The 25,818-nt window shown below is 44.8% G+C and carries 20 protein-coding genes, 4 tRNA genes and 1 riboswitch; of the genes, 4 read left to right on the top strand and 20 right to left on the bottom strand.

Annotated elements, in window-relative coordinates; all coding sequences use genetic code 11:
* Positions 1-5 precede the first annotated feature (5 nt).
* From QFZ80_RS38460 to QFZ80_RS38440, 5 genes are all read right to left on the bottom strand, one after another.
* Positions 6-1,289, bottom strand: coding sequence for an efflux RND transporter periplasmic adaptor subunit (locus QFZ80_RS38460; protein WP_307549660.1), 1,284 nt, complete (start codon positions 1,287-1,289; stop codon positions 6-8).
* Between the two features lie 45 nt (positions 1,290-1,334).
* Complete coding sequence (locus QFZ80_RS38455; RefSeq protein WP_307549662.1) at positions 1,335-2,000, bottom strand: CpsD/CapB family tyrosine-protein kinase; 666 nt, start codon at positions 1,998-2,000, stop codon at positions 1,335-1,337.
* Positions 1,984-2,742, bottom strand: a complete 759-nt coding sequence (locus tag QFZ80_RS38450) for a YveK family protein (protein WP_307549664.1) — start codon at positions 2,740-2,742, stop codon at positions 1,984-1,986. The genes QFZ80_RS38455 and QFZ80_RS38450 overlap by 17 nt, the downstream gene beginning before the upstream one ends.
* A gap of 207 nt (positions 2,743-2,949) precedes the next feature.
* Positions 2,950-3,288, bottom strand: a complete 339-nt coding sequence (locus QFZ80_RS38445; protein WP_307549666.1) for a response regulator transcription factor — start codon at positions 3,286-3,288, stop codon at positions 2,950-2,952.
* Positions 3,289-3,336: 48 nt separating this feature from the next.
* Positions 3,337-4,362 (bottom strand): HD-GYP domain-containing protein, encoded by a 1,026-nt coding sequence (locus QFZ80_RS38440; RefSeq protein WP_307563892.1) that lies wholly within the window; start codon positions 4,360-4,362, stop codon positions 3,337-3,339.
* A gap of 467 nt (positions 4,363-4,829) precedes the next feature.
* Between QFZ80_RS38440 and QFZ80_RS38435 the strand changes: the two genes are divergently transcribed.
* On the top strand, positions 4,830-5,330 hold the full coding sequence (locus tag QFZ80_RS38435; RefSeq protein ID WP_307564349.1) for a collagen-like protein: 501 nt from the start codon (positions 4,830-4,832) through the stop codon (positions 5,328-5,330).
* Between the two features lie 322 nt (positions 5,331-5,652).
* Here the strand turns inward: QFZ80_RS38435 and QFZ80_RS38430 are convergent, their stop codons facing one another.
* The 14 genes from QFZ80_RS38430 to QFZ80_RS38370 all read right to left on the bottom strand — a co-directional run bounded on the left by QFZ80_RS38430 (position 5,653) and on the right by QFZ80_RS38370 (position 20,921).
* A complete protein-coding gene (locus QFZ80_RS38430) occupies positions 5,653-6,351 on the bottom strand; it encodes a response regulator (RefSeq protein ID WP_307563890.1) in 699 nt (232 codons plus the stop codon).
* Positions 6,317-7,879 carry a DUF4118 domain-containing protein gene (locus tag QFZ80_RS38425; RefSeq protein WP_307563888.1) on the bottom strand — a complete coding sequence of 521 codons (1,563 nt, stop codon included), beginning with the start codon at positions 7,877-7,879 and terminating at the stop codon, positions 6,317-6,319. The genes QFZ80_RS38430 and QFZ80_RS38425 overlap by 35 nt, the downstream gene beginning before the upstream one ends.
* A 4-nt stretch (positions 7,880-7,883) precedes the next feature.
* On the bottom strand, positions 7,884-10,184 hold the full coding sequence (locus QFZ80_RS38420) for a histidine kinase (protein ID WP_307563886.1): 2,301 nt from the start codon (positions 10,182-10,184) through the stop codon (positions 7,884-7,886).
* Between the two features lie 9 nt (positions 10,185-10,193).
* Complete coding sequence (kdpC, locus tag QFZ80_RS38415) at positions 10,194-10,757, bottom strand: potassium-transporting ATPase subunit KdpC (RefSeq protein WP_307549676.1); 564 nt, start codon at positions 10,755-10,757, stop codon at positions 10,194-10,196.
* Positions 10,758-10,785: 28 nt separating this feature from the next.
* Positions 10,786-12,828: a potassium-transporting ATPase subunit KdpB gene (gene kdpB, locus QFZ80_RS38410; RefSeq protein WP_307563883.1), complete on the bottom strand. Its 2,043-nt coding sequence runs from the start codon at positions 12,826-12,828 to the stop codon at positions 10,786-10,788.
* Between the two features lie 67 nt (positions 12,829-12,895).
* Complete coding sequence (kdpA, locus tag QFZ80_RS38405) at positions 12,896-14,566, bottom strand: potassium-transporting ATPase subunit KdpA (protein ID WP_307564347.1); 1,671 nt, start codon at positions 14,564-14,566, stop codon at positions 12,896-12,898.
* A 47-nt stretch (positions 14,567-14,613) separates the two neighbouring features.
* Positions 14,614-14,691 carry a potassium-transporting ATPase subunit F gene (locus tag QFZ80_RS39290; protein WP_373460468.1) on the bottom strand — a complete coding sequence of 26 codons (78 nt, stop codon included), beginning with the start codon at positions 14,689-14,691 and terminating at the stop codon, positions 14,614-14,616.
* 422 nt (positions 14,692-15,113) lie between these two features.
* A riboswitch (cyclic di-AMP (ydaO/yuaA leader) is annotated at positions 15,114-15,285 on the bottom strand.
* 227 nt (positions 15,286-15,512) lie between these two features.
* Positions 15,513-17,339, bottom strand: coding sequence for an APC family permease (locus QFZ80_RS38400; protein WP_307563881.1), 1,827 nt, complete (start codon positions 17,337-17,339; stop codon positions 15,513-15,515).
* 688 nt (positions 17,340-18,027) lie between these two features.
* Positions 18,028-18,109, bottom strand: a tRNA-Leu gene (locus QFZ80_RS38395).
* Positions 18,110-18,127: 18 nt separating this feature from the next.
* A tRNA-Glu gene (locus tag QFZ80_RS38390) sits at positions 18,128-18,199 on the bottom strand.
* Positions 18,200-18,360: 161 nt separating this feature from the next.
* Complete coding sequence (locus QFZ80_RS38385) at positions 18,361-20,103, bottom strand: methyl-accepting chemotaxis protein (protein ID WP_307563879.1); 1,743 nt, start codon at positions 20,101-20,103, stop codon at positions 18,361-18,363.
* Between the two features lie 153 nt (positions 20,104-20,256).
* Positions 20,257-20,345: transfer RNA gene (locus QFZ80_RS38380), tRNA-Ser, on the bottom strand.
* Positions 20,346-20,352: 7 nt separating this feature from the next.
* A tRNA-Asn gene (locus tag QFZ80_RS38375) sits at positions 20,353-20,428 on the bottom strand.
* A 19-nt stretch (positions 20,429-20,447) separates the two neighbouring features.
* Positions 20,448-20,921, bottom strand: a complete 474-nt coding sequence (locus tag QFZ80_RS38370) for a SprT family protein (RefSeq protein ID WP_307549773.1) — start codon at positions 20,919-20,921, stop codon at positions 20,448-20,450.
* A 114-nt stretch (positions 20,922-21,035) separates the two neighbouring features.
* Between QFZ80_RS38370 and QFZ80_RS38365 the strand changes: the two genes are divergently transcribed.
* The 3 genes from QFZ80_RS38365 (at position 21,036) to QFZ80_RS38355 (ending at position 22,536) form a co-directional block, all read left to right on the top strand.
* Positions 21,036-21,389, top strand: a complete 354-nt coding sequence (locus tag QFZ80_RS38365; protein WP_307563877.1) for a hydrolase/acyltransferase — start codon at positions 21,036-21,038, stop codon at positions 21,387-21,389.
* Positions 21,390-21,508: 119 nt separating this feature from the next.
* Positions 21,509-21,673, top strand: coding sequence for a cortex morphogenetic protein CmpA (cmpA, locus tag QFZ80_RS38360; protein ID WP_090818813.1), 165 nt, complete (start codon positions 21,509-21,511; stop codon positions 21,671-21,673).
* Positions 21,674-21,999: 326 nt separating this feature from the next.
* Complete coding sequence (locus QFZ80_RS38355; protein WP_307563875.1) at positions 22,000-22,536, top strand: hypothetical protein; 537 nt, start codon at positions 22,000-22,002, stop codon at positions 22,534-22,536.
* A gap of 1,016 nt (positions 22,537-23,552) precedes the next feature.
* Here the strand turns inward: QFZ80_RS38355 and QFZ80_RS38350 are convergent.
* Positions 23,553-25,811, bottom strand: a complete 2,259-nt coding sequence (locus QFZ80_RS38350; RefSeq protein WP_307564345.1) for a Tex family protein — start codon at positions 25,809-25,811, stop codon at positions 23,553-23,555.
* Positions 25,812-25,818: the final 7 nt, after the last annotated feature.

The raw sequence follows: 25,818 nt of genomic DNA, 5'->3' as shown, positions 1-25,818 counted from the left end.
TTTCATTATTGCTCTTCAATTGCTGTCATCTGGACTTTTTCTTTGTCTCTTAACTGATTAGGATTGGATTTCACAACCAATTCCCCTTCTTTGACACCGGAAAGCACTTCTTGGTTAGGTTCATTTAGTCTTCCAAGCTGTACGCTGCGCTTCTCGACAATATCTCCCGTAAGTACGAATACGAAGGCATCATCACCCTCTTTAACGATACTATACGTTGGCACTGTGGGAACGATTTGGTCTTTCTCTTCTGTCATTTGAATCCTTAGCTTCATGCCAGGCTTCAAGGCCAAATCTTTGTTAGGCACTTCTAGGTTGATTTCATAGGCTTTCGTTTCCGGATCGATAACCTTGGAGAGATAACTGATCCTCCCTTTGTACTTCTGTTTGGTTCCTGCTATGAAGTAGGACAGCTCTGTCTTGTCACTTAAGCGTTTCGTTTCTTCTTCCGTTAGCTGCGCTTTAATTTTAATCGGATCCAGTCTCTGAATAACACCGATCGTAGCACCCGGTTGCAAGGACATCCAACCTTCGAGCGGCATCTCCGTCAATAGGCCACTCACAGGGGCTTTCACTTCAAGGCTTTTCATGGATTGGTCTATCTGCTGCAAAGTAATTCGGGCATTTTTGAGCTGATCTTCCAATTCGGAAGTAGCATCAATCGGTTCCAAAATGCTTAGTTTATGTTTGAGCTGATCCAGATCCATGCGGGCATTCATCATTTGGTTTTCCATCTGATACAGCTGGGCTTTCGTAACCAGACCAATATCATAGTCGTTTTTCATTTTATTGTAATTCCGCAGTAAGGTCGTCATGCCTAACTCCATTTTTTGAATGGTGTTGCTCATTTCCAACTTCTGGCTTTCCATTTCTTTTTTTGCTCTAATTTTCGCTTTTTCTATGGCTTCCTGGGCCGTTTTGACAGCCGCATCCGCTGCTTCTCGCTGGGCTGAGGCCTCGCTTGACTTCAATTTGACGATGACGTCTCCTTCTTGAAGCATATCCCCGCGCTTTTTCAGGATTTGGTCAATGTCCCCAGCAACCTTGGCTGTAACATCAAATTGAACGGAGGAATGAACTTCCGCTGCACGTTCGAGCGGATCTCCAATTTTTTGATTTATGACCTTAAATACTTTAACACTTTTTAACGCTTGCTCCTGATAGACAGAATTAGCATCCGGATTTAACGGGGCTGTATCTGAGCATCCGGCCAGAATGCCAAAGCTCAGCGTCAGGATACAGGCGGTTCTCACGGCTCGCCGATGCGGCTTTCGTCTTTTTTGTCTCATTAGCTATAAACTCGCTCCCCTTACTACAATTTTTTCAGACAAAGCTTACAGATAAGTTGCCGCATGATGGTCTTTTATTTCGTTCATAACCACCCCAATCAACTTGGCTTTCGCGAGCATTAGCTCCTCTTTCACCTTCTTGGCTGCGCCACGCTTCACCTTGCCATATTCCACAATGAGAAGCACCCCATCGCATTTACTCGCCATTATTTTGGCGTCAGTTAATGTTAAGACCGATGTTGTATCCACAATAACCATGTCGTATTTCGCTCTTAGTTCTACCAAGAGGTCATCCATAGATTTCGATGCCAATAAACTGGACGGATTCTGTTGCACAGGTCCTGTGGTCAAAATAGACAGATTTTCAATGATTGTTTCTCGTATGATCCCATCCAATGCGTTCTGATGTACCAAATAATTCGTCAATCCAATGCCATTATCTTCACCAAATGCAAGATGGATAGAAGGATTACGCAAATCCGCATCAAGCAGAATCACTTTTTTTCCGATCTGAGCATAAGCCACTGCCAAATTAACGGCTGTCGTCGTTTTCCCTTCACCTCGCCCAGATGAAGTAATCGTAATCGTCTTCGCCTCACGTCCGAAGACGGAGCATTCAATATTAAATCTTAAAGAACGATAAGCTTCGGAGGTGGAGGAATCCGGATGAACTTGCATCATAATTGTAGAATTATTAGATGGTTTTGGCATATGACGGTTCCCCTGCTTTTTTTCTAAATTTATTTTTTTGCTTGGTTCGCAATTCTTTGTTTTTCACTTTAGGTATGTACCCTATTGTCGATACTTCAAATACCTCGCGAATATCTTCATCTGTTTTTAACGTATCGTCTAATGCATCTAGCAGGAAGGTAAGACCGACCATTACTGCTAGGGAGGCTACAAAGCTTAAAATGATGTATTGATTAGATTTTTTATTAATGGGTATGGGATTGTCCTGTACTTTGGCTCTATTTAAAATGGTTATATTATCAACTTTCATAATCTTGGGGATTTCGGATTGAAAGACATCCGAAACGGCGTTCGCGATTCTCACTGCTCTTTCATGGGAAAAATGCCGTGCAACGATCGACATGACTTGTGTTTCATTGAGATTGGAAACATTGACGATTGAAATTAGTTGGTCTGTGGATACATTTAAATCGGGGTATCGTTGAACGACTTTATCCATAATAGCTGGGGTCCTGATGATTTCTTTATAGGTATTAATGAGGGCCATATTCACACCGATCGCCCCATAATCGATTTGTTCCGTGCCTGATTGATCCTGTTCAAAGGTTTTATTGACGATCAACTTGGTCGAAGCTTGGTAAATAGGCTGATAATTGGATGAGGTATACCACGCTGTTAAAATGGTTGTCACCAGTACGCAAAAAATGATGAGCCACAAGCGTTTCTTTATAATCAGTAGATATTCTTTAAAATTGATTTCCATGATTCCCCTCCGTAGAAAGTCTACTTTACATTTGGTAGAAAATAACGCATCCTTTGATACTATTTGTATCATAATGTTAAGTATTACTTTAAGATACTTTTTGTATCATGTCAATATAATTATTGCTATTTAGGTTCCAAATTGTATCAAGGAAAATCCTCATAAAAAAAGAGAAGAATCCCTGTTTTAGGAGTCTTCTCTTGGGTCTTAGCTCATCCCTATTGTCGTTATTCTACTGGATTCACTCGTTCGATTTGAAAGTGTTAAAGCCTGCTGCAGAAGCATCGCAAGCAGCTTTCGCATCGAGCCTATACCAATTTTGCTCATAATATTAGCCAGATGTATTTTCACCGTTTTCTCACTGATGTAACAACTTTCAGCAATCTCACGGTTGGTATATCCATGGGTTACAAGTAGAGAAAGAATTTCCGATTCACGCTGTGTAAGGCCGTAATTCGCAAAAAACTGATGGAAAACCAGCTCTGGTTCCTTGGTTTGCTCTACATTTACGCAACTTTCATGTTCCGTAATCAACCTATTTATCATCCGATAACTTCCTTTATATATATATCTAATTGATTGTCAAACGATCTCTCATATAACAACTTCACTTATATGGATATTTCTTTCCCGACTTAGATCTAGAAATGTCTGTTCAATCTTAACAAGCGGGTTCGTATCATCCGTAGGATTAATATAAACGACCTCTCCCCAGCGTCCATCGGTTAGCTTTACTGTCCTGCCAATCAAATTCTGTATAATATTGGTAAGAAATACAGACACAATGTGGGGGTCCAATTCTCCAAAAAAGCCCTTCCTCATCCGACGTACAACCTCATAAAAGGGCATCATTTCGTGATAAGGCCTCTTCGATGACATCGTGTGAAAGACATCGGCAACGGCAACAATTCGGCTCATTCGATCCAACTGGCTATCCTTTAATTGCAATGGGTATCCAGTGCCATCTGCCCTCTCATGATGCTGCAAGGCAACTAGAGCTACTCGGTAGTTAATCCCAACCGTTTCCTTAAGCATATTATAGCCTAGAATTGTATGTCGCTTTATTTCGTCGTACTCTTCTGTCGTTAATTTCCCCGGCTTCGATAGAATCTCTTGTGAAATCTTGATCTTACCAACATCATGCATCGTAGCGGCCAGCGATAATAACGCCACTTCACTGTCGGCCAAATTTAACCATTTACCAATTAGCGTTGAAAGTATGCCTACACCAATATTGTGCTGATGGGTATACTCATCTTTCGCTTTGACAGCTTGAAACAATTGAAATAAATCGGGGTTCTCAGCAGCCTGCTGAACGATAGGAATCAAATCATTCTTGATTTCCAGCAGCGGAATCTTCTTCCGCGATTGAATACGCTCGAATAAGTCCTTGGCATATTGAGAAGCTTTTTGGACAAGAAGCTCTGAAGAATCTGGTGGGGATACCGAATCAAGCTTACGCTCATGCATGGTTGTCGTAATGATACCCATAAAGTCAATGCGATGCTGCCGAAACAAATCCAAATGCTCTTGATTGAGAACCGATTGACTTGGTACTAACACAAGTCCATGGCTTGTTGTCACATCGTATTTCAACATCTTACCCAATAGTTCTCTCAATAAAGCTCGCTCCAATTATTTCAAAATATAACCAATTTCAATTATATACGACAAAATTACTACAATCCATGGGTCAGAATCCCGTATTTTTCTTGAAAATGTAGGTTAAATAACCTATGTCATTCCTCAAAACCGTCAAAAGTAGGACTAATGGTCTGCTTATTGCCTTCAATTGAAGTTAATCCACATCGTGACATCCGTCTACCCTGCTGCATAGAGTAAGTATCGACTAATCCGCTTCTACCTAAGGAGGAAATTACGCAATGGCTTCAGACAACAACAACAACAACAACAACAACAAACAAGAGCTTCGTGAATTGGAAACTGAATTATTACAGCCTGAAACTACAGAACAGTCCTATCCTTATCCTACTTCATATCCTCAAACCGTTCCTTATCCGTACAGCTATGCTGTACCGCAAGCTTATGCTTGGGTGCCCGCTTACGATCCGCGGGGCTTAGGCGGCTTGTTCGGACTTCCGGGTTTCCCTGGGCAACCCGGAAGTCCGGGGCAACCTGGCTTTCCTGGGCAACCCGGCTTTCCTGGGCAACCCGGCTTCCCTGGGCAACCCGGCTTTCCCGGGCAGCCTGGCTTTCCTGGGCAACCCGGCTTCCCTGGGCAACCTGGCTTCCCTGGGCAACCCGGCTTCCCTGGGCAGCCTGGCTTCCCTGGGCAGCCTGGCTTCCCACCGCAAGGAGGCGGACAGCAACCTCCCACATCCGCACCGCCAGCTTATACACCGCAAAAGCCGTTTAAAGCGGCAGGTGCCTCTGCTTATGCCGTAGATCCGGGTGGTATTTCCCGCTGCTTGTTTAATTTCACCTATGTCTGGCTCAGCAACGGTCAACAGTTCTGGTATTACCCTATTTTTGTAGGACGCAATTCGATCGCAGGCTTCCGTTGGACTGGGTTCTCTTGGATGTATTTCGGTATCGATTTGCGCTTCATTGACTCATTTACTTGTTAGAATAATGGGATAATAAAAAAACGGCTTGCGCCGTCCTGGGTTGAGAGTTTAAAAAGGTTGCAGCAAAGCAATCTACGCCCAAGTGACGTAATGCTGAAACATTCGCACACTTATCCATGTAAAGTTGTACGTTGTACAACTTTAAGCAAGCTAATCCGCGTAATCCAACCGAATGTTGCAAAAAATACAACACTTTCAGTCTAAAGTAGCTTTATAGCCTATAAAAAGGATAAATTGCTTACCCCTAACCCCAAATAATTTAAATTTTTATCTGTGAAAAAGGCTGTCATTCTCATCAAGAGAATAACAGCCTTCTTTCTTTTCAACCCTCCTGCCAAGCAAAGCGGTATCCGATCCCAGGCTCCGTAAGGATATACTTCGGTCTTGTCGGGTCCACTTCAATCTTTTTCCTCAAATGACCAACGTATACTCTGAGATATTGGCTGTCAGATTCATACTGCTGACCGCCCCAAACTTGTTTAAGCAATTGTTTATGTGTCATCACTCGTCCGGCATTTAAAGCAAGTACTTTCAACAAATCGTATTCGGTCGGTGTTAGTTTGAGTTTCTCCTCATTTAGCTCTACACTACGTTGCGATATATCAATAACTAAATGACCCAGTTTCAACACGGGTTCATCTTGCGTCTTGGCGATATGCCGTAAGGCAACTCGCATACGGGCCATAAATTCGCCCATGCCAAACGGCTTCGTTACATAATCGTCAGCGCCGCGATCCAAAGCAGCAACTTTATCTTGTTCCTGGTCTTGAGCCGTAAGAATAATGATGGGCACCTGCGACCACTCACGGATATGCGCCAGCACTTCCATGCCTGTCATATCAGGCAATCCTAGATCTAAGACAATAAGATCTGGACGTACCATTGTGGCCTGCAGCAAGCCTTCTTGACCGGTGGAAGCTTCAGCTGCTTCAAAGCCGTGTGCGGTTAGAGTCACGCGCAATAATTTCCGTATTTGTGGTTCATCATCAATGATTAAGATCTTCGCCCCTGTGGTTGTCATTCCCATCCCCGTCTTTCTCAGCGAATTGTAAAGGCAAGCTTATCCGAATAGCCGTTCCTCGATTCCCATTCATCATCGCTGCAATATGGCCGCCATGTGCTTCCACAATACTTTTACAGATCGCAAGCCCTAGCCCTGTTCCTGGCATATGTTTGGTTAAATGGCCTCTATAAAATTTCTCAAACACCCGCTCCATATCAGCTGAAGCAATGCCCTCACCCTCATCTTTGATGGTCAAATCAAGCATGTCTTGGTTGTGATCTGCTTCAATCACAATCTTGCTTCCATCAGGCGAATACTTAATGGCATTACTAATCACATTAATCAACACCTGTTCAATAAGAACTTCGTCAAGAGGTACCGACGGAAGATCTGGTGCAAGACGTATGTTAACTTTTCTGTGAAGCAAAGCGTCGTTCAATTGCGTAAGCGCAACGCCTACAATATCCTCTACCCCGCACCACTGTTTATTTAAACGCAGCATGCCGCTCTCAATCCGAACCATACCCAGTAAATTGCCTACTAACCTGTTCATCCGGGTAGCTCCCTCACGAGTCGTTAATAATAACTCTCGTCGATCTTCAGGACCGAAGACGTCTTCCCCTTCTAGAAGTCCGGTTACTGAACCGATGATGGTTGCCAGAGGTGTTCGCAATTCATGTGAAAGCGAGTCCAGCAGCGCGGTCCGCAGCTTCTCCGATTCTGCCGTCAATTGCGCCACCTTGGCATCATTCGCGAGTTTAACGCGAGATATCGCAACGGCTACAAGATCAGATAGCGCTTCGATAATCCGAATAAGTTCCGGCATATCTGACATATTTCTATCACCCACATGAACAGCAAACACGCCATGTACCTGCTGATCCGTAGCTAAAGGGACATGCAGATCCGATGATTCCCCCAAAGTAAGAGTCCCTCGACCCGCGATGGAATTATGATTATTCACCCATGCTGCGATAGACAGATGGGATTCATCACGGGCCCAATCTCCTCCATCCTTGGAGTAGGCTTCCAACTGCTGTTCACCCAACTGATTTGGCAGAATGATAGCAGCCTTAGCATCTAGCGTATCGGAAACATGCTGAACAATCTGATTCAGTAGTATATCTAAGTCTGAAATGGCGGTAATCTTATGACTTAATGCGTACAGAGCAGCCGTACTTGCTTCTCTTTGCTGCGCTTGATGAATTTGACTACGCAGTTTAGAAGCCAAATTTGCTGTAAGAGCTGCAACAGATAAGAATACGATAAAAGAGATTAAATAACGCAAATCTGCAACCGTAAGACTAAAAACGGGAGGCACAAAAAAGAAATCAAACGCCAAAACCCCCATTCCCGCTGCAAAAAAGGAAGGTCCCCTTCCCCATCTCACAGCACTAAAAAGAACAGGAAATAAATAGAGAAGCGCAATGTTAACTAAATCTAGAAAAAGACCAAAAACTCTTAGAAATATGGTCGATACTGTAATATAAATTGCGATTATAAAGTAAGATTTCCAGTTTATAAAATCATTTGTTTTTTTCACCATGTTTTCATTTTACCTTATTTCCCCAAGTTTGCCACGTATCATAGTCGGCAACAATCAGGACATCCATTGTACTAGCAAGCGGCAGAAGCTTTTTGACAATGGCGTCTTTCCACACAATAATTTGAGTCGCTCCCGCCTCACTTGCTTTGGAAGCAAACACCTGCGGGATTTGGTTACGGTTAGCCACCTCTTGATACGAAAACTCGCCTCCGAACCTAATGGTCAGCCTCTCTAATGACTCTAGCTTCTGCTTCCACTCCTCTGCGCTTCCCATCGCAATAAAGCTTACATGCCAAGTTGCTTTAAGTCGATACGCAATCCGAAAACCGCGACGAATTAAGCGATCGGCTTGTGAGATTTCCGTGACACACACGTAAATGACTTCTCTTCTTCGCCATGGGCCACGAAGTGAGCTCTTACGCTCCATAGATTCCAAACGTTCATCTACATCATCAGCGATTTCGCGAAGCGCGAGTTCTCGTAAAGCGATCAGATTTCCCGTTTTAAAGAAATTGTTCAACGCTTGATCTACCTTTACCATCGCATAAATCTTACCTTCTCTCATGCGAAGCTGTAAGGCCCCAGGGGCAACGTCGATTAACTGCACTTCATCCGCCATGCGAAGAATATGATCTGGAACCGTTTCCCGAACCCGAATACCTGTAATTTGTTCCACGGCATCATTTAAGCTTTCCAAGTGCTGCACATTAACGGTAGCTATGACCGATATGCCCGCTTCTAGAATTTCTAGCACATCTTCATACCGTTTTTTATTCTTAGTGCGGGGTACATTCGAATGAGCTAATTCATCAACCAAAACCACTTCAGGTCCCAGTCGTATGATACTTTCTGTATCCATCTCCTCCAGCTTTACACCTTGATACTGAATTTCTGCCCGCGGTATGATGTCAAGTTCGCCAATCTGTGCAATGGTCTCTTTTCTTCCATGGGTTTCGAGTAATCCAATCTTCACATCAATCCCCTTTTTGAGCAAATCGTTACCTTCCCGCAGCATCGTATACGTTTTACCAACTCCAGGGGCTGCTCCAATATAGACTTTAAATCTCCCGCGTTTGATTTTTCCGATTTTCGCCTCTACTTCTTGTTTGCTCAAACGTTTATATTTGTAGGGCTCCTTCAGCGAATGGATATGGGCAGGGAGAATGCGCTCACCCTCGTGTGAAGCACGATCAGCAATCAAGAACACATCGATATTTTTAGTTCTTTTTAATACACCATTGATGACGGAGCCTTGTATGAAAGTTTGCCATTTGGTTTGCCGAGAATGACCCAATACAATACGTGTAACGTTATGGGAGATCGCATAGTCCACCAATATCTGAGGGATGCTGCGACGGTTCCGAAGAGGCAGTTCTTCAAATTTGCCGCCTACTTTTTGGACAAGCTTCATAATGGACCTGCGAAAAGTGGCCGCTTCTTTGATGAGCGGTTTATTGAAATTACGCAGCGTAACCACATGAAGATCACCATTCAAACGCTTAGCAATCTGTTGTCCTCTGCGGACATAGATAGAACCGTTCCAATGATACTGTGTCGTTACGAGTATGCGCTCTGTCGCTCCTGATGGACCCAGAAACCCCATTTGTTCGCGATGTTCTTCCAGAGAATCGTTAACATCCTCAGCAACAAGTCGAAGAGCCAGTTCACGCAGCACGCCCAAATTACCGCGTTTGAATAACGATGTATCTTTATTTCCCTTTAAATGCCCTTCTTCTAATCGATTTAATATCGTTTCCGGCGTCGCGTCGATTAATCGAACCTCATCAGCGAGTTCTAAGGTATCGGAAGGAACACAGTGCCCCACCTCAACACCTGTTAGTTTATGAGCAACCTCCATCGCCTCTTCCAGCTCATATACATTCACCGTGGTAATAACACTAATGTCATTTGAAAGTAAAAACTTAATATCATCTAACCGAGATGGAAAGCAAGCATCTGCTCGATTACAGTGGGCTAACCCGTCTACAAGGACGACCTCCGGGTTTCTTTCGAGTAACGCATCCAAATTAAGATCTTTTTGCTCGACACCGTCCTTGATCCAATGAATGCTCGGGACCCTTTCCAAATCCCCCAATTGTTCCACGGTTTCCGGTCTTTGGAGCGTCGATACGGCGCAAATGACCACATCAATCCCTTGCTGCTTAAGATTCTGCCCTTCACGCAGCATGTGATAGGTTTTCCCAGAGCCGCTGACTGCGCCGATATATATTTTAAAACTGCCGCGGTGCAGTTTAGAGATGGATAATAGGATTTCTTCCGGTGTTTTTCTTTTGAAGCCTTCCAAATGGCATCATTATCCCTTCACTTGCTTTAGCAGTTCCATATTTAATTCGATCACATTGACCCTAGGCTCACCGAAAATTCCGAGTTGGCGCGTTTTTGTAAGCTGGTCAACGAGGTCATTGAGACTTTTCTCAGAGATCCCTGTTTCCTTGCTGATTCTCGGCACTTGAGCTTTGGCTCCTTCCGGTGATAAATCCGGATCGAAACCGGAGCCTGATACGGTTACTAAATCCGCCGGGATATCCGTTAAATTGGGATTTTCCTTTTTCAAGGCGTCGATCTTCTCTGCCATGGCTGCAGCATAATCGCTTGAAGCTACCGCCATATTGGAGCCAGATGAAGCGGTCGGATCATATTGGGCTGCCGATGCTCTTGGATGGAAGAGCCTCGGTAACTCGAAACTTTGAGCTAGCAATTCCGATCCAATCACGACACCATTCGATTCAATAAGACTTCCATTCGCTTGTTTAGGGAATAGGACCTGCGCCACACCTGTCGTTGCGAGTGGATAGATGAGCCCACAGACGATCATGAACAATAAAGACACACGAACAGCTATCAAAACCGATTTCATAACGCTATCTCCTCGTTTCTCTTTCTCTTTAAACGATGTTTAATCCATGAAGCACCATATCAATGATTTTAATACCAATGAAAGGGACTATCACACCGCCGATACCGTACAGCAAAATATTACGTGACAACAATTTATCTGCCGACATCGCCCGATACTTAACACCCTTCATCGCAATTGGAATCAGCAGGGGAATGATGATGGCATTGAATATTAATGCCGATAAAATAGCCGATTCCGGCGAAGCCAGATTCATGATATTCAACCCCTGCAGCTGTGGCATGGCGAGAATAAACATCGCTGGAATGATCGCAAAATATTTAGCAATATCGTTGGCAATAGAGAACGTCGTTAAGGCTCCACGAGTGATCAGCAGTTGTTTACCAATGGAAATCACCGAAAGCAGCTTCGTCGGATCCGAATCAAGATCGATCATGTTAGCAGCTTCTTTCGCAGCCATTGTGCCTGAATTCATCGCAAGACCTACATCGGCCTGAGCAAGCGCAGGAGCGTCATTCGTTCCGTCCCCTGTCATCGCTACCAGCTTGCCTTCTTGCTGCTCTTTTTTAATCGCGGCAATTTTATCTTCCGGCTTCGCCTCAGCAATAAATTCATCTACTCCGGCTTCAAGCGCAATCGTCGCAGCTGTAAGGGGATTATCCCCTGTACACATTACTGTTTTGATGCCCATTGCGCGTAGCTCTGCAAATCGTTCCTTCAAGCCCGGTTTTACCGTGTCCTTAAGGTAAATAACGCCATAAATCCGCTCGTTAACCGCGACTGCCAGCGGAGTGCCCCCGGCTTTGGCGATTCGGTTCGTAATTGCTTCTAAATCACTAGGAATTTTTCCGCCCATAGCTGCTACATATTTCTTAATCGCGTCAACGGCGCCCTTACGGACTTGTTTACCATCAGCTAAATTAAGTCCCGACATCCGTGTTTCAGCGGTAAACTCTACCACTTCTGCACCTTGATAGCTATCTGCTTGCCAAGTCTCCCCAAGCTTATACGCAAGCTCCACAATGGAGCGTCCTTCTGGTGTTTCGTCTTTCACAGATGCTTGCAGGGCAGTAAGGATGATGTCTTTAGCAAGTACGCCACTCACAGGTACAAACTCCGAAGCCATCCGATTCCCGAAGGTGATCGTCCCCGTTTTATCAAGAATCATTGTATCGATGTCTCCAGCTGCCTCTACCGCCTTGCCTGACATGGCAAGCACGTTAAACTGGGTCACGCGGTCCATACCGGCGATACCGATAGCTGACAAGAGTCCGCCGATTGTCGTCGGAATGAGACAGACCAGCAGAGCAATCAATGTGGAAATCTCCAAATTCACATCCAAATACTGCGCCATCGGAACCATGGTCATAATGACAATTAAGAAAATAAGTGTCAATACGGCAAGCAGTGTCGTTAAGGCAATTTCATTCGGCGTTTTCTGCCGTTTGGCGCCTTCCACCAGTGCAATCATGCGATCCAAGAACGATTCGCCCGGATCGGTCGTCACTTTGACAACAATATAGTCGGAAGCTACCCGTGTACCACCTGTAACCGATGAGAAGTCGCCTCCAGCTTCCTTAATAACAGGAGCCGATTCACCTGTAATAGCTGACTCATCAATCGAAGCTAATCCTTCAATGATCTCGCCGTCGGATGGGATAATCTCCCCGATTTCAATGCGGACCACATCTCCTTTATGGAGAGAAGTTGAAGACACTTCCTTATAAGAGCCATCCTTTTGAACCAGACGAGCCTTCGTATCGGATTTCGTCTTCCGTAGGGAATCCGCCTGTGCCTTGCCCCGCCCTTCGGCCAAAGCTTCAGCGAAGTTAGCGAAAAGCAAGGTGAAAAGCAGGATCAAAAACACAGCGATGTTATAACCCCGCCCTACTTCTGTGGTACCAAAAAGATCTGGTGCGAGTGAAAGCAGGAGCGTAATGACCGTACCGATCTCAACTACAAACATAACCGGATTTTTGATCATCACCCAAGGATTTAATTTTTTAAATGAATCAACGATAGCTTGATTCATGATTTCTTTTGTCATTGTTTTTTTACGTTCCACAGCCATATATGTTGTCCTCCTAATATAGGGATCTTTGGGCGTAGCTCAAAGTCTCTCCGCTCAGAGACTACCCTTAACGCACCGCCAAATGTTCAGCAATCGGCCCCAATGCCAGCGCCGGGAAGAACGTTAGAGCACCGATAACTAGAATAATCATGATTAAAATCCCCATAAATAAAGGTGTATTTGTACGTAGTGTGCCTGTCGTAACAGGAACGACACGCTTCGTAGCCAGAGAGCCGGCAATAGCTAACATCGCGATCATGGAAACGAAACGCCCAAACAGCATGACCATACCGATACTCAAGTTGTAAAAGTTCGTATTGGCGCTTAGTCCACCAAAAGCGGAGCCGTTATTAGCAGCACCTGACGTGAAAGCATACAGCACTTCAGCCAACCCATGCATCCCCTGATTGGATATCGAGGTAATGGATTCAGGACGAATAAGTGCCCAAGCTGTCGGTGCCAAAATGATAAGCGGATGGATCAGAATGGCGATGGCCGCCAACTTCACCTCTTTGCCCTCAATTTTTTTACCTAAAAACTCTGGCGTACGACCAACCATAAGTCCACAGATGAACACCGACAAAATGAGGTAGAGCAAGCCGTTTAACAAGCCGACCCCTTTACCGCCGAACACATTGTTCAGCATCATTTCCGCGAAAGGAACGATACTTCCGAGCGGTGTGAGCGATTCATGCATTGCGTTTACGCTACCTGTAGTGGCAGCTGTAGTTACCGCTGTGAATAGAGCAGTTTCAGCAATCCCGAACCTTACTTCCTTGCCTTCCATGTTGCCATGTACACCTAATGCATCTACGGCAGTTATGCCTCGATACTCGACGTAGAATACCGCCCACAACATCACGATAAAGATGATCCCCATAGCAGCAAAGATGGTCCAACCTTGCTTTTTGTTCTTAATCATCAGACCGAATGCATACACCAGAGATGTAGGCAGCAGCATCATACAAATAATATGGATCAAATTGGACACCGGTGTCGGATTTTCAAAAGGATGCGCTGCATTCGTACCGAACCACCCGCCACCGTTTGTACCGATATGTTTAATCGATTCCAGTGAAGCCACTAACCCGCGAGTAATCGTTTGTGTGGCCCCTTCAATTGTTGTAGCTTGCACAGCTCCCAGTAGTGTTTGCGGAATACCCTGAAAAACTAAAACTAAAGCAACAATGAAGCTCAGTGGTAAAAATACGCGTGTAATCGCTCTGGTCATATCCACGTAAAAGTTACCGAGATTATCTTGACGGCCAACTAAACCGCGTATAAAAGCTACCGCCACAGCGAAACCTGTTGCAGCCGATGTAAACATCGGGAACGTAATGGCTACCATTTGAGAGAAATACGAAAGTGTATTTTCACCGCTGTATGCTTGCCAGTTCGTATTAGTAATAAATGAAACAGCCGTGTTAAAAGCTAATGCCGGAGGCATATTACCAATATCGTCAGGATTCAATGGTAGATATTTTTGAAGCCGAAATACCGCATAAATCAGAAGCATCATGACAAAATTAACTAATAGTACGGACCCTAAATACTTTTTCCACCCCATCGCTTCATCTTCATTAACACCCATAATGCGATAGGAGACCCGCTCAAAAGGAGCAAATACACGATCAAGTCCACTCTTTTCATACCCAAAAACTTTCACCAAGTAACTACCCACAGGCTTCACTAAAAGCATAATAATACCCAGTGTGATGACTACCTGTAACAATCCCATACCCATAGTAGGTTCTCCCCTTGCTTACTTAAGTTCTTATTCTACAATTAAAATTTCTCCGGCTTCACTAAAACAAAACCGAGATACACCATAATGGCAAATCCAATAACACCGATAACAATCATATGAGTGCCTCCTACAAGTTTTTTCCAAAACGCTTATCGAAAGCTAAGCTTAAGCTCATGCTTTTTCACAATATTTTAAAAAAGCCCAAAATCCTAAGAATGTTACGGCCATTAATAAGATCATCGTTACGTCGTTGTACATAACACACCTCCTGTAATTTAACCGACTCTAATGCTTTCTTGAAATAGTGTAACGCCGAACCGTATAAAAATGAGGTAAAGAATCTATAGCATCCGTATAAAAAAAGCATAAAAATCTTGTCTTGAAAGAGATATACGCCCCAGAATGCTCAAACAAATACGATAATAGATTCACTCTCCTCCAAATTTCGAACAACAAAAAGAAGCCTAAGAGCAGAGAATCTCTACTCTCGGGCTTCTTAGCAGCGTTAATAAACGGGCTGTGAAAGCACGATAGAAAGTGGTTCTCTCCCAATACGCTTACGAGGTTAGCTGTCGGATTCGGGCTTGGAAGTGCCCTACCTTGGCAAGCTGCGCTTGTTTTGGATTCACCCCGAGAAACCGCAATTTACATACATTCGGCTTCTGGCTGGTTCCCCCGCTCCCCTTGCGGGGACTCAGCGTTTGAAACTTGTTGTGAAGTTGTTGAAAAGAATGCTACGCCTCTTAGCCATTATTGTAAAACGCTGTGGAGAGACGCTATCCCGTAATTTAGGGCATATTAGGCAAATAAAAGCGCATCCAAATTGATAACACGTTCATTATCGATAGAAATGCTTCGTTTTTCTACCGTTATTGTCATTTTGTCGCAAATGGACTATAAAAAAAGGCAGCCTTACAATGAAGTAAGGCCACCCTACTTATTTTTTCAAATGATACGGCACTGTCGTTACGATAAGGTCTCTTCTATACAGCAAGAAAGCACGGATAAGTAGACTGGATTGGTTATGGAGAATATTCTGCCAGCTTTTCTTAGGAATAAACTGTGGGATTAGGACGGTTACCCGAAAATTTGATTCAGCTGCCTTATGCTCGACCGTATCAATAAATTTCATCAATGGTTGAACAATGCTCCGATACTGGGAATGTAAAGTTACCAGCCTTATCTCGGGCTGCCACGTATTCCATTTCTCCTCAAATTGTTTCTCGACGTCTCTTTCGAAAGCCACATAAACGGCGATGATCTGATTTGGCGAAAGGGATTTGGCATAATTCAAGGAGTTCTCTACCACATGCGTAATGCCCGCCACAGGCACAATGATCACATTTCCTTCAATAGGAATCGCTGGTTCGCAAGTTGTTATTCTTAATTGTTCGCCTACGGCCTCATAGTGTTTCTTGATCTGGTGAAAAATAAAAACAATTAGTGGCAAAAAGATGAGAACAGACCATACCTGCCCAAACTTAGTAATAAAGAAGATCATCATGACCGTAAAGCTCATGAATGCTCCAACTAAATTAATCGTTAATTTAACCATCCAGCCTTTCGGTTTCTCACGAAACCATTTCACCAACATCCCTGTCTGAGCTAAGGTAAATGGAATGAATACTCCGACTGCATACAGAGGAATTAATTGCTCCGTTTGCCCTTTGAAAAGAAGGATTAACAAGATCGATGTAACCGCCAGGAAAATGATTCCGTTTGAATACCCTAATCGATCTCCTCTAATCGTAAACATCCTTGCTATAAATTTATCCTTGGCCAAATTAACAGCCAGTAAGGGGAAAGCCGAATATCCCGTATTCGCAGCGAGAACTAGAATCATAGCGGTTGTACCTTGGATGACGTAATACATGAAATTTCTACCGAACGTTTCAGCAGCTATTTGTGAGACAACCGTTTCCTCTTCTTTGGGTGATATCCCATAGTAATACGCTAGATAAACGACTCCCGCAAATAAAATGGCAAGTAATAAGCCCATAGCCATCAGTGTTTTGGATGCATTTTTTGGAGCTGGATCCTTGAAGTTTGGGATTGCATTAGAGATCGCTTCTACCCCTGTTAAAGCAGAACTCCCCGATGAAAATGCTCTTAGTAATAAAAACAAGGAAATACCTGCAACGGGCGTGCCAATTGGAGCATGCAATTCAGCTGAGACATTCCCAGTTACAATGTTGAATAATCCGACTCCAATTAAGATAAACAAAGCCAGCACAAATAGATACACAGGATAAGCTAAAATAGAAGCCGACTCCGTTATACCCCTGAGATTTAAAATCGTAATGAAAATAACTAGTAGGATGGCAATAACTACATTATAAGGATGTAAGTGCGGAAAAGCAGAAGTAATGGCATCCGTACCTGCAGAGATACTGACCGCCACCGTTAGTATGTAATCAACTAAAAGGGATCCTCCTGCAAATAAACCCGCGTTCATCCCGAGATTTTCCTTCGATACGACATAGGCCCCGCCACCATGCGGATAGGCATATATGATTTGTTGATATGACAAAATAAGTGCTAATAGAAGAAACAGAACGCCTATGGCTATAGGGATTGTGTACCAATAAGCTGCAGCACTTACGGTAATCAATACTAGTAGAATCTGCTCAGGCCCATAGGCAACGGATGATAAAGCGTCGGAAGAGAGGATAGCTAAAGCTTTCTTTTTATTAAGCTTTTGTTCCCCTAGTTCGTTTGACTTTAATGGCTGACCGATTAAAAATCGTTTAATGACAGAAAACATGATTTACACCCGCCATGGTTTTATTAAGGTTCATTTCATTTTACCCAAATTTGTTAAAAAGGAATCATAAATAAGGAGCTTTCAACGTCTTTCCCCGACTGCCGTCACTTCGAGTAGTTAACGAGCAGTAAATCCACATAGGATACTTCTGCCCAAGTAATGATTGGTAGGTTGGTTAACCGACAAAAGTAGTGTTTTTTCATCAAAGGATTCGACAAGACTCAAATTGAATAAATAACTTACTATACAAAGAAAGGTCGTGGCTCTGTGTACTCACACGAAGATTTAATTTCAATTCGACTCGGGATCATGCTCTTTGTGGTTCCAATACTGGGCGTCGTATCACTTTATTTGATTAGATAAATTTTTAAAACAGCAACTCCCTTGGGATGCGTTCTTAGCTCATCACTTAATAGACTGGGCCATTAACAGACTAGAGCGCATAGCGCTCACACGAAAGGTTGTGCAGCCTTGAAATGGATTATCTGTTGGTTCAAAAGACCGAAGCCAGTGAATGTAACGGGGTACATCCGGCTTCACGGCACATGGTATGTGATTCATGAGTAGAAGTCATGGCAGCATGAATATGACTGCATTCAGTTAACGTAAGCCCTTCGGGGCTTTTTTAATTCGCGATTAAACAAAAAAACCCTTAACTAGTAAGGGTTTCCTGCTTGAAAAACTGGGATGCGGTCGGAGGGATTTGAACCCTCACGCCTTGTGAGCGCCACCCCCTCAAGATGGTGTGTCTGCCGTTCCACCACGACCGCGAGGTATTTAAGAAAGAATGACCCGTAGGGGACTCGAACCCCTGTTACCTCCGTGAAAGGGAGGTGTCTTAACCACTTGACCAACGGGCCATAATCGTCATAGAACATTAAAGTCCTTTAGGACGATAAATGTTATTATAAAGGATTCCATTCAAGTTGACAAGCAAAAATTATGGAATAATTAACGAGGTTTAAGATAAAAAGGCACTCCACTGTAAACCAATCACAGGGGTGCCTTTTACAACTAACAACTACTTTATTTTAAAGTAAGAGACAGATTCATTCAAAGTATCTACTACGGACCTAAGCTGTTCGGAGGCAGCAGCAATATTCTGCATCATCGCTAACTGCTCCTCAGTTGCCGCAGCAACCCCTTGGGATTTGTTCAAAATATGCGTTGAACTCGATGCTGATTGGTCCATTGTCGCAGAAATCTCCTCGGAGCTTGCCGACATTTGCTGGGTAATTGCTGAAGTCTCATGAATTTGAGTCACAATGTGTGTCACCGATTGCATGATGGTATGAAAGCTTTGGTTCACTTCCTGCATCATGCTCGATCCCGCACTAGCTTCCTGCTTGGTTGCATTCATGGAATTAGAAACACTGGCGATCTCAACTCTCGTCTCATGAATTAACTGATTAATTCCCTCGGCTGACTCGATAGATTGCGAGGCAAGCTTACGAATTTCATTTGCAACAACGTTAAACCCTTTGCCGTGCTCACCCGCTCTAGCCGCCTCGATGGAAGCATTCAGCGACAACAGATTCGTTTGATTCGCAAACGTTGTAATGCTCGATGCAATAAGACCAATCTCATCGGATTTACGTGTTAAGGATTGTACGGTTTGTGAGAGCTGCTCGACCGATTTCAACATGTTCACGATTTGCTGCTGCAGCTTCCCAAGCAAGACATTGCCAAGTTCGGCATGTTGAGAAGTTAGGGAAGAATGCTCTGCCATAACGCCAGAATTTTCAGCCACTCTTTGAATCCCAATCGCCATTTCTTCAATCGCTTTACTTGTTTCTACGCTGCTTCTTACCTGCACCTCGACGTCCTGCGTCATGTCTTGAATACTGATAGCGACATGCTCAGAGGCCGTTGCCGATTCCTTGGAACTATCCGAAAGCTCAATAGAAGCATCATGCACGAACTGCGTATTGTGAGCGATCGTACCGATCAAACTTTTAATTTTCGAAACCATAATATCTACTGATTCTGTAATTTTGCCAAGCTCGTCTTTGGCGTACGTTTGCTGAGGCTCGTGAGTAAGATCTCCTGCAGCTACTTGTCCGGTAACCTTCACGATTCTACTGACCGTTTTCATTATTTTACTAATAACCATCCATCCTGCAGCCATGAGCAAAATGATAATAGTTGCAACAGATATGTAGATCGTTTTTGCCGTTTTATCATTTTGAGCCTTGATCTCTTCAATACTTGATTTCGCATAGGCATCCAAAATTTCACCGATTTGATTCATACCCTCGCGGCCTTTTTCGAACGTTGCTAATAATTTAGCGTCATTAATAATCCCTTTTCCTGTATTCGAGGACTGAACAACAGCATTCGCTTCTTTCGCCCATTGGTCAAAAGAGGTATGGAAATTAGCCGCGTTCTGCTCAATGGACAGCTTTGTCTCTGTATGCGCTGTTTGTAACAACTGTTTAGTATTTATAATATCAGCCGCTTGTCCAACCCTTGTATTCGTTTGATCGATGTTGTCTTTTAAAGCTTTAAGCTGCTTTGTCTTCTCTTCCGCAGTCAACGTTCCCGAAACCAACAGCTGATAAGCCGTCAACGCCTGATACATATCACGATCGGCATTCAAGATAAGCGAAGTGCTTTTATTCGTGGTTTCATAAAGGGATGAAGCTAATACTTCCGTATTGGACTTACTTTGCTGCAGTAAAAACACACTTGTGCCTAGATACAGCATGGAAGGAACTAATAGCAATAAAAGGAGTCTTACACGAATAGATAATAATTTTGCCACAAAATTTACCCCCGTCATTGATCTATTTTTGATCACTATAACGGAAAATCGTTTAATAGATGTTAGAAAACTGTTAAAAATGAATGTAATTAGCTAACAAAATAAGCTCAACGGCATGAACGCCATTGAGCTTATTTCCAGCTAATTCTTATACGGAGAGAGAGGGATTCGAACCCTCGCACCGCTTACGCAGTCTAACCCCTTAGCAGAGGGTCCCCTTATAGCCACTTGGGTACCTCTCCAAATATCTGGCTCCCCGAACAGGACTCGAACCTGTGACAACTCGATTAACAGTCGAGTGCTCTACCAACTGAGCTATCAGGGAATGAACAACTATTATTTTATTATGAAGGCGCCCCTAAGTCAAGTGTATACGATTTCAATTTTCCCCTACATTTTCCACATGCATATTTCCTGACGTCCATTTTGCGTTTGCGGAAGTATTCGGTTTTGCAATTAACGCATTCCAACCTGTATTTATAGGACTGTTTCTGGGAAGCCCGCGGCAGCGAACGACAGAACCGGGTACCTCCGACCTCAGCCAGCAAGGTTTTGAAATCATTGTCGCGGTGCTGGTAGCCACGCTTTAATATATGCAAATGATAATGACAAAGTTCGTGCTTAATGATTTTCTCAATCTCATCTCGTCCAAATGTCTCCCACTGCATCCAACTAATTTCGATATCATGGGATTTGGTAAAATAGCGCCCGCCCGTCGACCTTAACCTCCGGTTAAATCGCGCCTGATGTACAAAAGGCCTACCAAACGATGCCATAGAGATCTGCTCGATCCATTGCTGCAGCTCCCGATCCTCCATCCCCATTCGCTCCTTTGACAAGTTCTCACTTGAATTTGTACCGTATGTACGGCTATACTGTCAAGTAGAAAAGAAGATCGAAAGCTTTCTAAAGAAAGGATTTGAACAACCCTTATGCCACAAATGCGATATGTCATTCTTAAGTTCGAACAACAATTAGAATTCGTTGAAATGCCATCTTCCTACTCTTATCAATTGACAGCTCTGAATCAAAGATTGCACAAAGAATTAGAGAAATTGACCGCTGATCAAGTCCCTCAACTTCCACGGGTTATTGCAGAATGCGACGACTTAGAGTTGGTTGGCACAGCACATACCCTAATTCAAGGTTTAGATTACATCAATCGTTTGGAAAAGACCTTCGCTGGCATCCAGGAAAAGTCGTATCCGCTTATTTCTTTATTGACTGAAATTCGCGCGCTTCAAGCCCAACTGGAACAGTGGTATGAAGAGGAATTTGAGGGTTAATTTTAAAGAGATCGATTAAAAAACACTTAGCAAAAAAGTAACGTAAATCAAAAGGACCTGCACCCATCGAAGCAATCCTTCATATGCTATTATTACATGGCGAAGAAGGGGATGGGCATATGCCGCAATGGCTCTGTAATCAATTAATGCGGGCCTTCCAGAACAAAAACCGCAGACAAATCCGATTGCTGAATGATAGCTGGTACTTTTACCGCACCCGCCGCTCACAAGAGGAGTGGCCTGATACCCAATCGACAGACGGACCGGGCAAGCGTAAATTTTGATAAAAGAGCTAGTACTTGCGCGGAGCGGGTGCTGGCTTTTTTGCCATGCAGATTTACATAGTGAAATCAGAGCAAAGTACTGCATGCCGAGAAAAGTGAATTTAAACCAAAGGAACTTACTAGTTGCAGAGAAAAGAGCAAAGCAACTTACTACTTGCAGAGAAAAGTAAACATATGTTAAAAAAAAGGTTGCATATCTGAAATGTGCCCTCTATACTGTAAATAAATGTAATAGATTATCGGAGTGAAGCACACTTGATCTTGCAGAATGATTCTGCGGTTCGGGTGTGCTTTTTTTCGTACATAAAAAAGGGGAGTCGATTACTATGCCACGTAAAACAAGAGGTTGGTTAAGAAAAATGCGTGAACTTGGATTGGGGAGGCATGGGTTTGTTGGTTGGATGAGTGGCGCTGAATTGATGGCTCAGCGTGGTTTTGGGCAGGGGCTGGAGAGTTTCGGTGAGAGAAATTCAGCTCAAGAGAAACCAAAATTTGTGCAGGGCAAGATGAATGCTTTTCATGAGCAAAAAGGACTAGTACAAGGCAAGATGAGTGTAGTTCAGAAAAATAATGTTTATGTTCTGATTCCTAGAAAGTCAACTACTCAAATATCGCCTCTCTCCCCCATCGCCAGCCTAGAAATCGATAAGTGGGAGTTAAGGAAGCAGCTTGTCATTCAAATTGCCAAGCGTCGCAGTGGCAAAGTTAGACTGCGGGATGTCGCTGCAGAATGCAATGTAAATATTCGTATCGCTGCAGAATGGCTAAAACGCTTATCCCTGGAAGGGATGATCTCTCTTGTCGCTGGTCAGCGGAATGTAATGGTTTACTCTTTGAAGGATGTGGGGCCCGTTCATAAATAGACCCACTAACCTCCCATGCTGGGGAGTATTGATTAACTTGTTGGAGAGGATGATGTCGGGTAGGAGATGACGCTCGCAGGTGAGCGTTTAGAGTAACTTTGGGGAGGAGGATGTGGAGACTGGTTTATGACGGTAACGCCTCTTAGTTAGGCGAACGAGTAACTTAAGGAAGGATGATGTAGAGCTTGGCTGATGTCGGTAACGCCTCTTGGTCGGGCGTAACGAGTAACTTAAGGAAGGATGATGTAGAGCTTGGCTGATGTCGGTATCGCCTCTTGGGTGGGCGTACGAGTAACTTAAGGAAGGATGATGTGGAGTTTGGCTGATGTCGGTATCGCCTTTTGGTTGGGCGTACGAGTACCTTAAGGAAGGATAATGTGGAGGTTGGCTGATGTTGGTAACGCCTTTTGGTTGAGCGTACGATTACGTTAAGGAAGGATGATGTGGAGATTGATTGATGTTGGGAACGCCTCTTGGTTTGGCGTACAAGTAACTTAAGGAAGGATGATGTGGAGGTTGGCTGATGTCGGTATCGCCTCTTGGTTTGGCGTACAAGTAACTTAAGGAAGGATGATGTGGAGTTTGGTTGATGTCGGTAACGACTCTTGGCTGGGCGTACGAGTAACTTAAGGAAGGATGATGTGGAGTTTGGCTGATCTCGGTAACGACTCTTGGTTGGGCGTACGAGTAACTTAAGGAGTTTAATGGATCTCAGGTAGCTATGTAGCTATCTTGGTTGGATATACTCTCAGCCACCGTAAATTAGGAGTCCCTAAAGGCTGTTATTTGAGCAATTTCGGCCAAAAATATTGAAATAGAAGTCTCTACAGGCTCTTATTTGTAAATTTCATTATTAATATTCTTATTTTTTTCCGAATAAGAGTCCCTAGGAGCTTCTATTTATCGAATATGGCATAACACAGGAAGAATAGCAGCCTTTGGAGGCTCTAATTAGCCAGCGATCAGCCTACAAAAAAAGCAGCTGGGAGCATAACGCTGCCAACTGCTTAATCAATCTATTGCTGAGGCTTTTTCATAGTCAAGCCAACGCGGCCTTTTTTCTCGTCTACGCTAAGCACCCATACTTGGACGATGTCCCCAACGGACACCACATCCATGGGGTGTTTCACGAAGCCGTTCTTGAGCTGGGAAATATGCACCAGCCCATCGTTCTTAATGCCGATATCGACGAAGGCACCGAAGTCGATAACGTTGCGCACCGTGCCGGTCAATTCCATGCCCGGCACAAGGTCTTCAAGCTGCAGCACATCGGTGCGGAAGATCGGCGCAGGGACTTCGTCCCGCGGATCTCGCCCAGGCCGCTGCAGGCTGTCTAGGATGTCCCGCATCGTCGGGACACCTACGCCCAGCTTAGGAGCCAGTTCCTCTGGCTCCAGCGTCTGCAGCAGCGCCAGCAGCTGCTGTGAGCCAAGCTGCGCCAACTCTAGGCGCAGCTCCTTGAACAGCCGATCCACCACGTCGTAAGACTCCGGATGGATCGGGGTGTTGTCGAGCGGGTTACGGCCGCCCGGAATCCGCATGAACCCGACACACTGCTCGAAGGTTTTCGCGCCAAGGCGCGGAACCTTCGACAGCTCCTGTCGGGAGCTGAACTTGCCGTTCTCCTCGCGATACTTGACGATGTTCTTCGCCAGTGTCGCATTCACGCCCGACACGTACGAGAGCAAGGACGGGGACGCCGTGTTCAGGTCCACGCCGACATGGTTAACGGCCGACTCTACGACGGCCTTCAAGTTCTCGTCCAGACGTTTCTGCGAAACGTCATGCTGGTACTGCCCGACGCCGATGGCCTTCGGCTCGATCTTCACAAGCTCCGCGAGCGGGTCCTGCAGCCTCCGCGCGATCGAGATCGCGCTGCGCTCGGCTACGTCGAGCTCCGGGAACTCCGTCTGCGCCAGCTTTGACGCGGAGTACACGCTCGCCCCCGCTTCGCTTACGATCAAGTACTTGAGCTTCTGCTCCTTGATCTCAGCAATCAGCTCCGCAACAAACTGCTCCGTTTCACGGGAAGCCGTCCCATTACCGATAACGATCAGCTCGACACCATGCTTGCTGATCAACTGCTTGAACTTCGCCTTCGCTTCCGCCACCTTATTATTCGGTGGCGTCGGGTAGGTGACGGCGATTTCAAGCATTTTACCGGTGTCGTCTATGACGGCCAGCTTACAGCCTGTCCGGTAAGCTGGATCGACACCCAGCACCACGTGCCCTTTGACCGGGGCTTGGAGCAGCAGATTCCGTAGATTTTCCGCGAAAATCTTAATCGCTTGCTCCTCGCCCATCTCGGTCATTTCACCGCGCACTTCGCGCTCAATAGAAGGCGCAAGTAATCTTTTATAAGCATCCTCTACAACGGAGCGAAGCACGTCGCGAACAACGGAATCACCTTTCACGACTTGTCTAACCATATAATCGTGAATTTTATCGACCGCAACATCCAAGCCAACCTTTAGGATGTCCTCCCGCTCTCCACGATTAATCGCGAGAATACGGTGAGGCGGCAAGCGTTTAACAGGCTCTTGATAGGCGTAGTACATCTCATAGACGGATTCAGCCTTTGCATCTTTGGCCTCCGTACGCAAAATCCCCTGATCATGCGTATATCTACGCACCCAAGCTCGAATCTTAGCATCGTCCGCGATATTCTCCGCAAGAATATCCATTGCGCCTTGAATCGCATCAGCGGCGCTTCCTACCTGCTTGTCCGCGTTCACATAACGCGCTGCTTCTTGTTCCAGCGAGCCTTGACGAGGCTGCTTCCAAATCCATTCCGCTAACGGCTCAAGACCGCGCTCTTTGGCAACGCTCGCTCTCGTTTTGCGCTTTTGACGGAACGGTCTGTACAAATCCTCGATTTCCTGCAGCTTCGCAGCGCCTTCAATCGACTTGCGCAGTTCATCCGTCAACTTGCCCTGCTCATCAATTAAACGAACAACCTCGATCTTACGATCCTCAAGGTTGCGCAAGTACTGCAACCGATCCTCGATATCTCGCAGCTGGTTCTCATCCAGCTCGCCTGTCATCTCTTTGCGGTAACGTGCGATAAAAGGAATCGTGTTGCCCTCATCGAGCAGCCCCATCGTTGTCTTCACTTTGCCAGCCGGCAGCTGCAACTCAGCAGAGATCTGCTTCAGGATACGCTCCTGGATCTCTGCTTTCTTTTCTTCGGAGATCTGTACTTTCTCCCTTGGCTCTTCATACTCACTAGCCTTTGTCTTCTTTCCCTCTGTCTCGCTCAACTTTTGCTCTTCCATTTCACTA

Origin of the sequence: Paenibacillus sp. V4I7 (assembly GCF_030817275.1) — a bacterium.
Lineage (GTDB): Bacteria > Bacillota > Bacilli > Paenibacillales > NBRC-103111 > Paenibacillus_E.
This window is presented reverse-complemented; position numbering and strand designations above follow the sequence as displayed.

What these genes read in the sequence shown, in the direction of transcription:
- QFZ80_RS38450 (WP_307549664.1), bottom strand. Translation starts at nt 2,742, where the DNA reads ATGGAAATCAATTTTAAAGAATATCTACTGATTATAAAGAAACGCTTG.
- QFZ80_RS38355 (WP_307563875.1), top strand. Translation starts at nt 22,000, where the DNA reads ATGCCACGTAAAACAAGAGGTTGGTTAAGAAAAATGCGTGAACTTGGA.
- kdpA (WP_307564347.1), bottom strand. Translation starts at nt 14,566, where the DNA reads ATGGGATTGTTACAGGTAGTCATCACACTGGGTATTATTATGCTTTTA.
- QFZ80_RS38400 (WP_307563881.1), bottom strand. Translation starts at nt 17,339, where the DNA reads ATGTTTTCTGTCATTAAACGATTTTTAATCGGTCAGCCATTAAAGTCA.
- QFZ80_RS38370 (WP_307549773.1), bottom strand. Translation starts at nt 20,921, where the DNA reads ATGGAGGATCGGGAGCTGCAGCAATGGATCGAGCAGATCTCTATGGCA.
- QFZ80_RS38455 (WP_307549662.1), bottom strand. Translation starts at nt 2,000, where the DNA reads ATGCCAAAACCATCTAATAATTCTACAATTATGATGCAAGTTCATCCG.
- QFZ80_RS38430 (WP_307563890.1), bottom strand. Translation starts at nt 6,351, where the DNA reads ATGACAACCACAGGGGCGAAGATCTTAATCATTGATGATGAACCACAA.
- QFZ80_RS38365 (WP_307563877.1), top strand. Translation starts at nt 21,036, where the DNA reads ATGCCACAAATGCGATATGTCATTCTTAAGTTCGAACAACAATTAGAA.
- QFZ80_RS38460 (WP_307549660.1), bottom strand. Translation starts at nt 1,289, where the DNA reads ATGAGACAAAAAAGACGAAAGCCGCATCGGCGAGCCGTGAGAACCGCC.
- kdpC (WP_307549676.1), bottom strand. Translation starts at nt 10,757, where the DNA reads ATGAAATCGGTTTTGATAGCTGTTCGTGTGTCTTTATTGTTCATGATC.
- cmpA (WP_090818813.1), top strand. Translation starts at nt 21,509, where the DNA reads ATGCCGCAATGGCTCTGTAATCAATTAATGCGGGCCTTCCAGAACAAA.
- QFZ80_RS39290 (WP_373460468.1), bottom strand. Translation starts at nt 14,691, where the DNA reads ATGATTGTTATCGGTGTTATTGGATTTGCCATTATGGTGTATCTCGGT.
- QFZ80_RS38350 (WP_307564345.1), bottom strand. Translation starts at nt 25,811, where the DNA reads ATGGAAGAGCAAAAGTTGAGCGAGACAGAGGGAAAGAAGACAAAGGCT.
- kdpB (WP_307563883.1), bottom strand. Translation starts at nt 12,828, where the DNA reads ATGGCTGTGGAACGTAAAAAAACAATGACAAAAGAAATCATGAATCAA.
- QFZ80_RS38445 (WP_307549666.1), bottom strand. Translation starts at nt 3,288, where the DNA reads ATGATAAATAGGTTGATTACGGAACATGAAAGTTGCGTAAATGTAGAG.
- QFZ80_RS38425 (WP_307563888.1), bottom strand. Translation starts at nt 7,879, where the DNA reads ATGGTGAAAAAAACAAATGATTTTATAAACTGGAAATCTTACTTTATA.